Source organism: Legionella oakridgensis ATCC 33761 = DSM 21215, assembly GCF_000512355.1.
Lineage (GTDB): Bacteria > Pseudomonadota > Gammaproteobacteria > Legionellales > Legionellaceae > Legionella_A > Legionella_A oakridgensis.
The window spans coordinates 63,039-75,826 of record NZ_CP004006.1 but is presented as its reverse complement, the minus strand read 5'-3'; the positions used below and the strand labels follow the sequence as shown (position 1 = coordinate 75,826).

The window sequence follows — 12,788 nt, the reverse complement described above, 5'->3', positions numbered from 1 at the left end:
CCTTATTATGATTACCTGAGCGTCCGTAGTGGTATTTCGCAGACAAGATCTGGGATAACACCAGCAAAACCACAGGTATAGCGGGCAAACAATTTCTTTAATAGATGGTGATTATCCAAAGCAATTAACCCCATGCCCCGCATTATACCCATTCCTGGTAATTTACAGGCAAATAGCTCAACTAACGAATCAGTAAATTGAGTAATCGCCTTTTGATCATGACGCCGTAATTGCTGATATTGGCGTACCATGTCCACATTCAACCCATATTGCACAATGCATTGCGCCAATAAAGCCACATCACGCAACCCTAAATTAAATCCTTGTCCAGCAACAGGATGCAAAGTATGAGCCGCATTACCCACAAAAACCACTGGCCAAAGCGATTGCTGAGTCATGATCACTTGCCGTAATGGATATAAAGCTCGCTCGCCAACCCTTACAAACCGTCCAAGTCGATAACCAAATGCCTCTTGCAACGTCTTTAAAAAATGAACATCCGTCATTGCCATCAACCGCTCCGCTTCTTGTGGCGGTAATGACCACACTAAAGAAGCGCGCAAACCAGCCATAGGCAGCAAAGCCATTGGACCCATTGCCGTGAAACGTTCATAAGCCCATTGTCGATGAGGGCGAGCCAAACCAATATTGGCAATCACTGCATGCTGATGATAATCCTTTATTTTTGCCGTTAAACCACACAACTGACGTACGTATGAATCAGCTCCATCAGCCGCTGCGATTAATTGTGCCTGCACCGTTAATATTTGCCCAGAGTACTGGATTGTTGCCACACCCGTTTTAATATCAAGGGTTACAAGTTTTGCAGGAGCAATGATGTTTTGCTCGTCAAGCAAATGGTGCAAGGCGCTATGAATATGCTGCATCTCAACAACATGGCCCAGCGGATTTTTTTATCCGAATGTAACTTTGTCGAGCCAAATTGTTGCTTCTCCGAGACATGAATGGATTCAATAGCCGTCGCATTATTTACCAATTCTGGCCATACATTAAGCATTTGCAAAATTCGTGCACTGGCTGGTGATAAAGCCAATGTGCGGGCATCAAAATTGACTTGCGCTTTATCTGAAAAAGGTCGTGCCTCCACCAACAATGTCTGATAGCCAGCATTTGCCAATGCAAGCATGAGCGTTGCACCAGTTAAGCCACCACCAATAATAAGAATATCAACCTGCCGATCAGCCACGTACTAACGCCTCAATATCATTTATTTCCACAGCCAACGCACCGGTCAGATTTTCACAACCGTCCACGCTCACCCTGATGTCATCCTCAATACGAACACCAATCCCTCGCCAACGTGCATCAATATTTGGTATATCCTCGTGAATATATAAACCTGGCTCCACAGTTAATACCATACCAGGCTCTAAAGGCCGCCACTTGCCCTCTATTTTATAAGAGCCACTATCATGAACATCCAAACCTAACCAATGGCCAGAATTATGCATGTAAAAGACTTTATAAGCCTCATTGGCAATCAAATCATCGACATGGCCACGTAATAATCCTAAATCAACCAAACCACTGGTTAACATACGTACGATGCTTTCTTGTACCTCATGCCACAAACAACCCGGCCGGATACGGGCGATACCCGCTTTTTGCGCGCTTAAAACCAACTCATAAATTTGGCGCTGCTCTGCGCTGAATCGCCCATTCACAGGAAAAGTGCGAGTAATATCAGCAGCGTAGTTTTCAAACTCTCCTCCAGCATCAATTAAAACCAGCTCGCCCTCTACCAATGGTTTATTATTTTCCGTGTAATGTAAAATGCAGGCATTGCTCCCTCCTGCAACAATAGGATCATAGGCAACACTACGGCAACCTTGGCGGGTAAATTCATACAGTAATTCTGCTTCCAGATGATACTCATGATGAGCCTGCTGACAACGTTGCATGGCTCGTTGATGTGCTGCGACTGAAATAGCCGCTGCTGTTTGCAGCAAAATCATTTCTGCTTCGCTTTTAAATAAGCGCATCTCACTTAAAATCAGAGTCAAATCACAAAACGCTTCTGGGGATTTCACGCCTTTTCGCACTTGTGCCTTCACTTCTTTCCATGCCCGATGAATAGTATGTTCCCACGCTGGGTATCGTCCCATGATATAATAGACAGCCTGGCGGTCAGCCAATAATTTGGGCAATTCCCTGTCCACGTGAGATATGGAATAAGCAGCATTCACCCCCAATAGTTCGCAAGCATCTTCCTGACCTAATCGTTTTCCGGTCCACTGCTCATGTACTGGATCTCTTGGACGATTAAAGAGAATGCTCTCACCGCTCTTGCCACTGATAATGCACAACAGTGCGTCCGGTTCATTAAAACCGGTCAAATAATAAAAATCACTATCCTGTCGAAAACGATAATGAGCATCACCATTACGCGTCAACTCACTGGCAGCCGGAATAATAGCAATAGAGTCGGCCGGCAATTTCATTGCCAGAGCTTGCCTTCGTGCCTGATATTCTTTGAGTGTAATCATAATGCCCTTAATGAGTGGTTGTTGAAGTATCCTTATTTAATCCTTGATGCTGCAAGTCATGGTATATTCGCAGTACTGCCATACGTGCATATTCACTGACCTCCATAAGCGCACGTTCGTCTTCTTCATTGACTTGCAAAGCTTCATAATCCAATTGGGCAAACTCCACTAAATGCTGAGCTGCTTCCTGAACTTCTTCTTCCTGGAATTGATTAAAATCAACCCCTGCCATCGTCAAACCCTGTGTAAATCCTTCACACCATTCACTGAACGCTTGAGCACGAGCCATCAAAGATTCATCATCATTTGGAAGCATTAATTGAAATTCAAAATCAAACCCAGTAATTTGTTGTTGGCTTGCCGCATAGGCGTCAAACAAAGCCAACATCGCCATACGCTTTTGTGCATCATTTTGGTTTATAGTCAAAGCACGCAAATAAGCCTCGCCACTGCCTGTGGCCCCAGCGCATAAATAACCACACATAATGCCATGTAATTCACTGCCAGAAAAAGGAACAGCAAGCATAGCCACTGAATCAATAAAAGTCTGATAATCAGGTAAACGAAGGGAGGTATTAAGGCCGGTCATATTAAAAGTGCTCTTCATGCAAATAAATAATGATACCTGATTTGCCCGCGCAAACCAAAATTGTTACCATTTGAACAGTGCTGCAACATATCAAAGAGCTTAATATGACAAAAACAAAATCTTGTACGATTCGCTTATTAAACAAGCCTTATGAGATCAAATGCCCTGAAGATGAAGCAGACAATTTAAAACAGGCTGCACTTAAACTCAATGCCCATCTGTTGGAGCAAAAAAGGAAATTCAAACAACTTGATGATTTCCAAGCACTTTTGCTTGCTGCATTGCACATCAGCCACGAATTAATCACCTCCCAAGCAAAAGAGGAAGAACGCCGGCAACAATTGACCCAATTTATCAGCTCACTTGAAAACAAAATCAATCAAATCGCCACAGGCTCTCCTCTTTCAGAAGATGAATGAGCCGAACTTATTTTCTAGAACTTTTTTCCATGGCAGTAACATTCTGCAATCCTCGCGGCAAAAGCCTGCCTCTGCGACCTCGTTCTCCTTGATAATGCAGTAAATCTGTCTCTTTCAAGGTAAAATGGCGCTTTCCGGCAAAAATGGTCAAACCATCGTCTGTGGAAAGAAGTTGGATATCAATCAGATATTCTTCACGCTGCATTAATTTGGCTGCAGGAATATTCATTAATTTATTCCCCTTTCCTCGAGCCAAGACTGGTAATTCATTTGCAGGAAATAAAAGCAATCGCCCAGTATTAGTCACACATGCGAGCTGCGCTGACTCCTTCTCCGTTACAACTCGTGGAGAAAGCACGCGACTACCCGTAGGTAATTTAAGACAAGCTTTTCCATTGCGGTTTTTCACATATAATTCCTTAAGCTGGGTTAAAAATCCATATCCGGCATCGCTTGCCAATAAGATCCAATCATCCGGTTCACCACTGGCTAATGCTTCAAACAGCATGCCTTCAGCCGGATTTAACTTTCCAGTCAAGGGCTCACCTTGGCCTCGGGCTGAGGGCAATACATGTCCAGGTAAGGAATACACTTTACCTTCCGTATCAAAAAATACGACTTGCTGATTAGTGCGAGCATTGGTTTGCGCCTTAAACTCATCACCCGATTTATAATTTAACTCTCGTCCATTCATGTCATGCCCTTTGGCTGCCCGGATCCAGCCTTTCTGAGAAAGCACAACAGTAATAGGTTCATTTGGCAGAATATCTTCTTCTTTTAAAGCATGCGATTCCTGACGTTCAATCAGTGGCGAGCGGCGCTCATCACCAAAACGGTCGCGATCCGTGATGATTTCTTCTTTTATTAAATTTTTAAGTTGCTGTTCATCAGCCAGCACCCGCTGTATATAATCCCTCTCCAAACTTAGCTCATCCAGCTCTCCGCGCAGCTTGATTTCCTCTAATTTAGCCAAATGCCGCAATTTTGTCTCAAGAATTGCTTCAGCCTGGCGCTCCGTTAAGGAAAAGCGGGTCATTAATGCTTGTTTTGGCTCTTCTGCCTCACGAATAATGGCAATCACTTCATCAATATTTAAAAAAGCAATCAATAATCCCTGCAGGACATGCAAGCGATCCAACACCTTATCCAATCGATATTGCAAACGTTTTTTTACCGTCTGTAAACGGAAAACCAACCACTCTTGCAATATTTCCAGCAAACTTTTAACTCGTGGTTTTCCATCGAGTCCAATCATATTGAAATTCACCCGATAACTGCGCTCCAGATCGGTGGTCGCAAATAAATGCGACATTAACGCTTCTATATCCACACGATTCGAACGAGGAATAATCACCAAACGGGTAGGATGTTCATGATTTGATTCATCACGTATGTCTTCAACCATAGGCAATTTTTTTTGCTGCATTTGTGCTGCAATTTGTTCAACAATTTTAGCGCCAGATACCTGATAAGGCAGAGCGGTAATTACAATATGATGTTTTTCAATTGCATACACGGCACGAAGTTTTATCGAGCCATTGCCCGTCGCATACATGGTACGAATAGCCGCTTTCGAAGTAATTATCTCAGCTTTCGTAGGGAAATCCGGCCCTTTGATTATTTTGATAATGTCATTTAAACCAGCCTCTGGTTTATCAAGTAAATAAATGCAAGCATTGGCCACTTCTTTTAAATTATGAGGCAAAATATCCGAAGCCATGCCAACTGCAATTCCTGTTGCACCATTTAACAACACATTAGGCAACTTCGCAGGAAGCAAGGCCGGCTCTTGCAGCGTTGCATCAAAATTATCGACCCAGTCTACTGTTCCTTGTTGCAGTTCAGACAATAAAACCTCAGCATACGGTGATAAACGAGCTTCGGTATACCGCATGGCCGCAAATGATTTGGGATCATCGGCAGATCCCCAATTGCCCTGGCCATCCACCAAAGGATAACGGTAAGAAAAAGGCTGTGCCATAAGCACCATGGCCTCATAGCAAGCTGAATCACCGTGGGGATGAAATTTACCCAAAACATCCCCCACCGTTCTTGCTGATTTCTTATATTTGGCAGAAGCCTTAAGTCCAAGTTCTGACATGGCATAAACAATTCGGCGCTGTACAGGTTTAAACCCATCGGCAATATGTGGCAATGCACGGTCTAAAATCACATACATGGAATAATCAAGATAGGCTTTTTCAGTAAATTCAGTCAGCGGTTTACGTTCTATAATGTCATTCATGAATAGTCAATTCGGTTATTAAATACGTGGGATGAGCTTAGTTAAGTTATTTTAGCAGAAAAAATATCCAATGCGAGTTAATCCATGGTTGTAACAGGGCAAAAGCATCTAAATATTGAATATGTATTTGTTAAAAAACTTGTCTTTGCAAGCGATATTCAAGACTATTTTTAGTCATAAGATGCGTTTGCCCTGATGGTTGCATTCGCTCATTCTTTTAGGTTGGTCTTCTTTCTTTTAAACTAACGATGATACATATCGGCCAGTAAAAACACACACTGTGAATAACTTTGGATACACTGATATTATGAAGCAATAAAATAAATTAACCCTTTGATTATAATAAATAAAAATCCATATCCTATCAGAAAATACCAGCCATCCTGTGGATAACTTTGTGGATGAGCTGGTATATTTTTGTAGGTGCTTGCAAACATTAGGAAAATATCCACATTATTCTCGTCCTCCTTTTGCCATTTTGTAGGGATCAATGGCTTTCTTAAACGCTTCTGGAGAAAGAAACTTAAAGTGCTGATTAGCCTCCTCTAAAGAGCAATCATTATCATCGGCATAATGCGCCATTTGGGAAGCCTTATCATAGCCAATAATAGGACTGAGTGCGGTAACAAGCATGAGAGAGTCATGTAAGTATTGATCTATTTTTTTCTTGTTAGGCTTTGTACCTTGCAGTAAGAACTTGGTAAAATTCACACAGCTGTCGGAAAGCATGGCTATCGACTGGATGATATTAAATGCCAGCATTGGTTTATACACATTCATTTCTAAATACCCGGCAGCACCCGCGATGCTATTTGCCAAGTCCAAACCCATGACTTGAGCAGCAACCATGGCCATTGCTTCACATTGAGTAGGGTTGACCTTCCCAGGCATAATAGATGAACCTGGCTCATTTGAAGGAATTAACAACTCATGAAACCCCGCGCGCGGACCACAACTTAATAACCGAATATCATTTGCAATTTTAAATAAAGACGTAGCCAGGATTTTCATCGCAGCGCTCGTAGCCACAATTGCATCATGTGAGCCTTGCACTTCAAATTTATTAGGGGCGGATATAAACGGCAATCCAGTAATTTGGGCAATATGCTTTGCGGCCTTTTCTGCAAAACCTGCGGGCGCATTTAAGCCTGTACCAACTGCTGTCCCACCAATGGCAAGCTCATAAACGTCATTTAAAGCAAATTTAAGTCGGTTAATGTCTTTTTGCAGTAATGCGGCGTACCCTGAAAATTCCTGTCCCAAGGTTAAAGGAACAGCATCTTGCATATGAGTTCGACCTATTTTGACAATGTCTTGCCACTCTTGAGATTTCTTAACCAATTCCGCATGTAACATATTCACAGCAGGAAGGAGGCGTTTATTTAATTCAACCGCAGTTGCAATATACATGGCTGTTGGAAACGTATCATTCGATGATTGCGACATGTTTACATCATCATTCGGATGAATAGGCTTCTTACTTCCCAGCTCACCCCCTGCCATTTCTATTGCCCGGTTAGAAATGACCTCATTAACATTCATATTGGATTGTGTGCCACTGCCCGTCATCCAGACATGCAAAGGGAAATGTTCCATTAATTTTCCTGCAATCACTTCTTCAGCCGCTTGAATAATGAGTTTTTGCTTGTCAGCAGGCAAAATTCCCAGCTCGCCATTCGCTAATGCTGCAGCTTTTTTAAAATTCCTATGGATTGAATGACTTCCTGTGGAATTAAATCCTTGCCTATGGAAAAATGCACCAGCGAACGTTGCGTTTGTGCACCCCAATATTTACTTGCATCCACTTCAATGGAGCCCATGCTGTCTGTTTCGGTTCGGCATTTCATAGTCGACTTCCTTTTCTTAAAATCAAACTTAAATAAACATAATATAGACTGATTTAAACCATAAGTGGTTTTTTTCTAATATTAATTATGTAATTTAGTGCCATAAATTCTGTCTCCGGCATCACCAAGGCCTGGGAGGATGTAGCCATGCTCGTTAAGTTTTTCATCAACGGCAGCTGTATAAACGGTTACATCCGGATGTGTCTCATGAAAAGCAAGCAAGCCTTCAGGAGCGGCCAAAAGACAAAGAAATTTAATGGACTTAGGCTTTGCCTGTTTAATCTCATGAATGGCCGCAATAGCACTGTTTCCGGTAGCAAGCATGGGATCCACGACAATGACATCGCGATCTTTAATATCTTCAGGTATCTTAAAATAATATTCAACTGCTACTAAGGTCTCGGGATCGCGGTATAAACCAATATGTCCAACGCGCGCAGAGGGGATAAGCTGTAACATCCCATCTAAAAGTCCATTCCCAGCACGTAAAATGGAAACAAAACAAGTTTTTTCCTTTTAACACCGGGGCACGCATAGCCATCAATGGCGTTTCAATCTCTTCATATTGAATTTCAAGATCACGAGTAATTTCATAAGCCAGCAACATGCTTATCTCATGCAAAAGATTGCGAAATTTGGCTGTACTAGTCTCTTTTTTACGCATGATAGTCAGCTTGTGCTGAATCAATGGGTGGATAATTTCAATAACTTGTTTATTACTCATCAGTCAGTCCCTGTCGTTAAAAAATAGTACCGTCACTTATAATTTGAATGGGCGGAGTTCCTTCAATACGCTTTTGTTTGGCAATACGCCGGCCCGCTTCCCAAGTGCCACCTTGCAAAATTTTGGCAAGCGGCAAATCCGATGATGTTCTCCCAAGCTGTCGGCGAATAACCTTGGCAATCTCATCCAGCAACGCCACCGTTAATCCTCTCCATTCAACGATTAATTCGGAGCCCGGATCTTGCGGTTGCTGATAATTCTCCTTATTTTTCAATCGTAAAAGTCCTAAATCAAGCAGTAAACCACCGTTTCGGTATTCAGGCAAACCCGTGAGATCATCCAATCCAGTGACCTGAATAGCCGATTGCTCCAATGGCTCCATTAATGAATAAGTCAACCATTGGGACAGTTTATGAAAAGGAATAAATTCGGAACCTGGTGCATCGGTTTTAAGAGATGGGTGACACCAGACATCCCCCAGGGCGACGCCATGAAAACGTAGCCGTTCGGGCCAGACATTACCAAATCCAGCCAATACGGATTGAAACAATTGATGGGTGGCAATGGTTTGTTTGAATTGCAACGACGCAATGTACGTGTAAAAATCTCCCAACCGGCCTTCATGACCAAAATAGTCGGTTTCCTTTGCAAGGATAGCACCGAGGCGATTAAGAAGCTTAACACGTCCAGCAACGCCTTCAAGTAAATTGTCTGCATCCACCTGAAAACCATGCCTTAGATCAACCTCGCTAAATGCCAGCAACCGCTTACTGTCAACCCGCCAGGGTTGTTCAGGATGAGCACTAAATGCACCCTTTAGATAAAGTGCCAGACTTGCAACAGCCAGCCCCTCGGAACGGCTTAATTTAAGTCCTGTATCAGGCTCAATATAATGCCAATGCTTACCGGCGCCTGCATCAAGCAAAACACTGATAATCACAAGCTCATAGAAGATTTTCCCCCGCTCTTCTGGCGAGAATGAAGCCAGCTTTAGTTGCAATGCCTTGATTCGGTCCACCCCGCCTGCCTCAAAATGCCGCCAACGACTATGGTAAGGAATATCAAGCTTGGGATACTGATCATAAATAACATCCAGCACAAATGAAGCCGTTGCAGTCAACTGTTGCATATCAACGGCAAAGTACTTCAATTTATCCTGGCAGGCCAAATTAAAAAGACGTTGTGCCTGCTTGCGAATGGTTGGTAATGCTTGCAAGGATTGCAAGACCTTTGCAGCAGAATCATCATGGTTATTCATCCAATCCACGTCCTTTAGGTTTGGCCAATTCATTGATATCAAGAATACCGTCTGGCGAAAAATATCCAGCTGCCCGTTTCGCATCTATTTCAACCTGAGCATCTTCCGGAATCAGCTCATCGGGAATTTTGACACGTTCCACCACTTCGATCCCTGCTTTTTCAAGCGCATCAAATTTCATGTTAGACATGGACACAAAGCGCTGAATTTTGGTGATGCCAAGCCAATGCAACACATCTGACATGAGCTCCTGAAAACGCATATCCTGCACACCGGCCACACACTCTGTGCGTTCAAAATATTTTGCAGCCGTATCACCGCCTTTTTGTCTTTTCCGAGCATTATAAACGAGGAATTTAGTCACTTCACCTAATGCCCTGCCTTCCTTACGATTATAAATAATGAGCCCAGCACCCCCTCTTTGTGCGGATTCAACGCATAATTCAATGCCATGCACCAAATAAGGGCGACAGGTACATATATCAGAACCAAAAACATCCGAACCATTACATTCATCATGGATGCGACAAGATAATTCGATCGCAGGATCATGAATGGTAGTCACATCGCCAAAAAATAAGCGGTTAATCCGCCGATAGGCGGCAGGAATATATCCAGATCAGGACGGGTTACCAGTTCAGGAAACATGCCAGCGGTGTGTTCAAATAACGTACGCCGCAATTTTGCCTCAGAAATCTGAAAACGCTCTGCAACCCCAGGTAAATACCATACCGGCTCAATGGCCGCTTTGGTAACCACCACATCACCGGATTCTCGCAATATTTTTCCATCAGGCTTAAGCCGTCCTTGTTTAATAGCATTTTGCAACTCGGGCATGTTGATATGAGCTTTAGTCACCGCTATCGTTGGCCTGATATCAAAGCCTCTCGCAATTTCTTCAGCAAATACCTCAGCAACCAAATGGCCCCAAGGATCAAGGGACACAATGTTTCCCGGCTCATGCCATTGCTGGTGCGGTCCAATTACAACGGGTGGAGTCGTATTCGTTAAATCAGGCTTGTGCTCAGGATCAAGAACATTCGCAGCAACAGCAAGCGCACGATAGACGGAGTAGGAACCTGAATGGGTGCCGATGGCGTTGCGGTTTTTAATATTAGTTAGCGATGCAATGATGGGTCCACGTTCTTTGGATCCCTGGCTCCCCATTTGATCCCCATTGGCACATTGGTGTGCCTTGAAGGATGCGAAGTTAGAATAATATGGCCTTTGGTTTTCCTTTGGGTTTTCACTAATTGACATTCCAATCCTACCAATTGATGTATACGACAGCGCCATGATTAGAGCAACATAAAAAATGCTGCTCACCTCTATATATAAATTAAAATGACCGTTATTCCAAATGACTAGGTTGGAGAAGGAGCTTCTTCGCTGGGGTCTTCGCCAGACGAAAAGCTATCATGCCGCCCGTGAGGATCTTGAGAAGGTACCACGCCATCCATATCATTTTCTGAAAGTGTTACGGCAGGGGTAGCGGCATCAGACATACGAGAAAGAAAAAAAGCCCCTTCGGAATGAGATGGTGCCTCTTGGGAAGGTGATGGCGCTTCTTGAGAACTGGCCTTGCCCAGTTCTTCTGAGAATTTTTTGAAAAAGCCAGCAAAGCCTCCTGTCACGGCTCCTTGTAACGTACTGCTTAGCGTTTCTATGCCTTTACCCTCCTCAAATCCTTTTTTCATTCCTTTAAACATTCCTACAATCCCATCAATTGCAGCCAGGACAAATGCTTTCATTACATTCCACACTTTACTTCCCAAAGACTTGGAGGAGTCATCCAGTAAGGCATTAAAATTTTTTGCCGTATCAAGAACATCCTTACCCAATTGTTCCAATAATTGCGGGTCAGCCCGTTGATGACCGAAGATTTTGTCAGAGATATTATGCATTAACTTCAGCCCTGAAAAGAGGAGTGAAAAGCCACTGGTATTGAGATTTAAAACTCTAAGCGATCGCAACGTTTGAGAAATAGCTTTTTCATCATTTTCAGCAGAAGCTTTATTTAATTTATCTTCTAACTCTGCCAAATATTGCCTTGATTCATCCATGACTTTATTTTTAACTTGTTGAAATTGATTCGGATTGTCTCCCCCTACGGGTTCAAGTTTACGACGTATATCTTTAATCACGTCAAGCGCAATCTCTCTTTCACTACGGCCAGGCATTTGAAGTCCTCATACCAGTAAATGATTACTATTAGTATAGCTCTTTTTTATATAGGCATAATGAAAACTTATACAACACCAGGCGAGGTAAACGATGAGAACGTTCTCCCTTCTCCTGGCTTAAGAATAGACGTGTCTGCCGCCGGTTGCGTTGTTTCCCCCATAACGGGGAAAAAGCGGCTGTGGCTTGCAGCAAGCATTGCTTGGGGGCCGGTGATAACCACTATTTTACCCTTTAAAGGCGTATCAGATGGCTTCATTTCGGGAGCCGTTCTTAAATAAGCTGGAGAAAATTTACCTTCATTTAACATCCAGCATGTCTTGCCCACCAGTGTATCCATGCGTTTTACAAACGTTTCAGGAGTTCGACGCTCTACCAGAGAATGGCACGCAGACAAGGCAAGTTCCATCCCGTCAAAATCATAATACCGCCCCCACATGGTGACGATAAAACGAGTTTCATCGCTCTCGGTTTTATAATAAGCAACCACCGTAGCTCCATGCTCATTAGAACCATCTCCTATACGTGGGAAACCATAGCGTTCTCCGGGCGTCCGATCCAAATCATAAAAACGACCGGTGCAAGATTTTTATCGACCAGTTGAGAAATTTGCAAAATATATTCGTCTTCGTTAAACGGCGCATACGTCGTTGCAGAAAACCCTGCATCTCGACAAATAGCCAATAACATCTCCAGCGAATACACTTCGCCGATCGCTGAGCCATTGGCTTTTGCCAGCTGACGTAAGGAGGGACCTGAATATCTTCTGTCTTTATATAGAGGCGGACGGGTGACGCGAGCTTTATAAGCTGCATGCTGCATTGAGTCAGCCAGGGCTTTCAGTTTGCAAGTCTCACCGCGTTGTGTTTCCGCCGGCAACACCTCAGGCACTGTAATATGAAATCCTTTTTTTAAATCTGCGTGCTCTTTAAAATAATGTAATAATTTATGCAATACACTCTGTCCAGAAAGAGTGTCCAGATCAATAAAGCCCATATTATGCCCAGTGAGAATTTTT

The 12,788-nt window shown here is 43.2% G+C and carries 8 protein-coding genes and 4 pseudogenes; 1 reads left to right on the top strand and 11 read right to left on the bottom strand.

What is annotated here, in order from left to right:
• Nucleotides 1-11: 11 nt before the first annotated feature.
• The 3 genes and pseudogenes from LOA_RS00395 to LOA_RS00385 all read right to left on the bottom strand — a co-directional run bounded on the left by LOA_RS00395 (nt 12) and on the right by LOA_RS00385 (nt 3,096).
• Nucleotides 12-1,207: pseudogene (locus tag LOA_RS00395) on the bottom strand (FAD-dependent monooxygenase).
• Nucleotides 1,200-2,507 (bottom strand): Xaa-Pro aminopeptidase, encoded by a 1,308-nt coding sequence (pepP, locus tag LOA_RS00390; RefSeq protein WP_025384668.1) that lies wholly within the window; start codon nt 2,505-2,507, stop codon nt 1,200-1,202. Before pepP ends, LOA_RS00395 begins: the two are co-directional and overlap by 8 nt.
• 7 nt (nt 2,508-2,514) lie before the next feature.
• On the bottom strand, nt 2,515-3,096 hold the full coding sequence (locus LOA_RS00385; protein WP_025384667.1) for a UPF0149 family protein: 582 nt from the start codon (nt 3,094-3,096) through the stop codon (nt 2,515-2,517).
• A gap of 104 nt (nt 3,097-3,200) precedes the next feature.
• Here LOA_RS00385 and LOA_RS00380 point away from each other — a divergent pair, with 104 nt between their 5' ends.
• Nucleotides 3,201-3,515 (top strand): cell division protein ZapA, encoded by a 315-nt coding sequence (locus tag LOA_RS00380; protein ID WP_025384666.1) that lies wholly within the window; start codon nt 3,201-3,203, stop codon nt 3,513-3,515.
• 7 nt (nt 3,516-3,522) lie between these two features.
• Here LOA_RS00380 and parC read toward each other — a convergent pair whose 3' ends face one another.
• The 8 genes and pseudogenes from parC to LOA_RS00340 all read right to left on the bottom strand — a co-directional run bounded on the left by parC (nt 3,523) and on the right by LOA_RS00340 (nt 12,766).
• Nucleotides 3,523-5,760 carry a DNA topoisomerase IV subunit A gene (gene parC / locus LOA_RS00375; protein ID WP_025384665.1) on the bottom strand — a complete coding sequence of 746 codons (2,238 nt, stop codon included), beginning with the start codon at nt 5,758-5,760 and terminating at the stop codon, nt 3,523-3,525.
• Nucleotides 5,761-6,213: 453 nt separating this feature from the next.
• A pseudogene (gene fumC / locus LOA_RS00370) lies at nt 6,214-7,607 on the bottom strand (class II fumarate hydratase).
• Nucleotides 7,608-7,688: 81 nt separating this feature from the next.
• Nucleotides 7,689-8,331, bottom strand: a pseudogene (gene upp, locus LOA_RS00365) (uracil phosphoribosyltransferase).
• Between the two features lie 16 nt (nt 8,332-8,347).
• Nucleotides 8,348-9,589 (bottom strand): URC4/urg3 family protein, encoded by a 1,242-nt coding sequence (locus LOA_RS00360; RefSeq protein WP_025384664.1) that lies wholly within the window; start codon nt 9,587-9,589, stop codon nt 8,348-8,350.
• Nucleotides 9,582-10,839: pseudogene (locus LOA_RS00355) on the bottom strand (GTP cyclohydrolase II). Before LOA_RS00355 ends, LOA_RS00360 begins: the two are co-directional and overlap by 8 nt.
• 114 nt (nt 10,840-10,953) lie before the next feature.
• Nucleotides 10,954-11,769 carry a hypothetical protein gene (locus tag LOA_RS00350; protein ID WP_025384663.1) on the bottom strand — a complete coding sequence of 272 codons (816 nt, stop codon included), beginning with the start codon at nt 11,767-11,769 and terminating at the stop codon, nt 10,954-10,956.
• A gap of 68 nt (nt 11,770-11,837) precedes the next feature.
• Complete coding sequence (locus LOA_RS00345) at nt 11,838-12,260, bottom strand: hypothetical protein (protein ID WP_025384662.1); 423 nt, start codon at nt 12,258-12,260, stop codon at nt 11,838-11,840.
• A gap of 29 nt (nt 12,261-12,289) precedes the next feature.
• Nucleotides 12,290-12,766: a hypothetical protein gene (locus LOA_RS00340; protein ID WP_025384661.1), complete on the bottom strand. Its 477-nt coding sequence runs from the start codon at nt 12,764-12,766 to the stop codon at nt 12,290-12,292.
• Nucleotides 12,767-12,788 lie beyond the last annotated feature (22 nt).

What these genes read in the sequence shown, in the direction of transcription:
- LOA_RS00350 (WP_025384663.1), bottom strand. Translation starts at nt 11,769, where the DNA reads ATGCCTGGCCGTAGTGAAAGAGAGATTGCGCTTGACGTGATTAAAGAT.
- LOA_RS00385 (WP_025384667.1), bottom strand. Translation starts at nt 3,096, where the DNA reads ATGACCGGCCTTAATACCTCCCTTCGTTTACCTGATTATCAGACTTTT.
- LOA_RS00380 (WP_025384666.1), top strand. Translation starts at nt 3,201, where the DNA reads ATGACAAAAACAAAATCTTGTACGATTCGCTTATTAAACAAGCCTTAT.
- parC (WP_025384665.1), bottom strand. Translation starts at nt 5,760, where the DNA reads ATGAATGACATTATAGAACGTAAACCGCTGACTGAATTTACTGAAAAA.
- LOA_RS00340 (WP_025384661.1), bottom strand. Translation starts at nt 12,766, where the DNA reads ATGGGCTTTATTGATCTGGACACTCTTTCTGGACAGAGTGTATTGCAT.
- LOA_RS00360 (WP_025384664.1), bottom strand. Translation starts at nt 9,589, where the DNA reads ATGAATAACCATGATGATTCTGCTGCAAAGGTCTTGCAATCCTTGCAA.
- pepP (WP_025384668.1), bottom strand. Translation starts at nt 2,507, where the DNA reads ATGATTACACTCAAAGAATATCAGGCACGAAGGCAAGCTCTGGCAATG.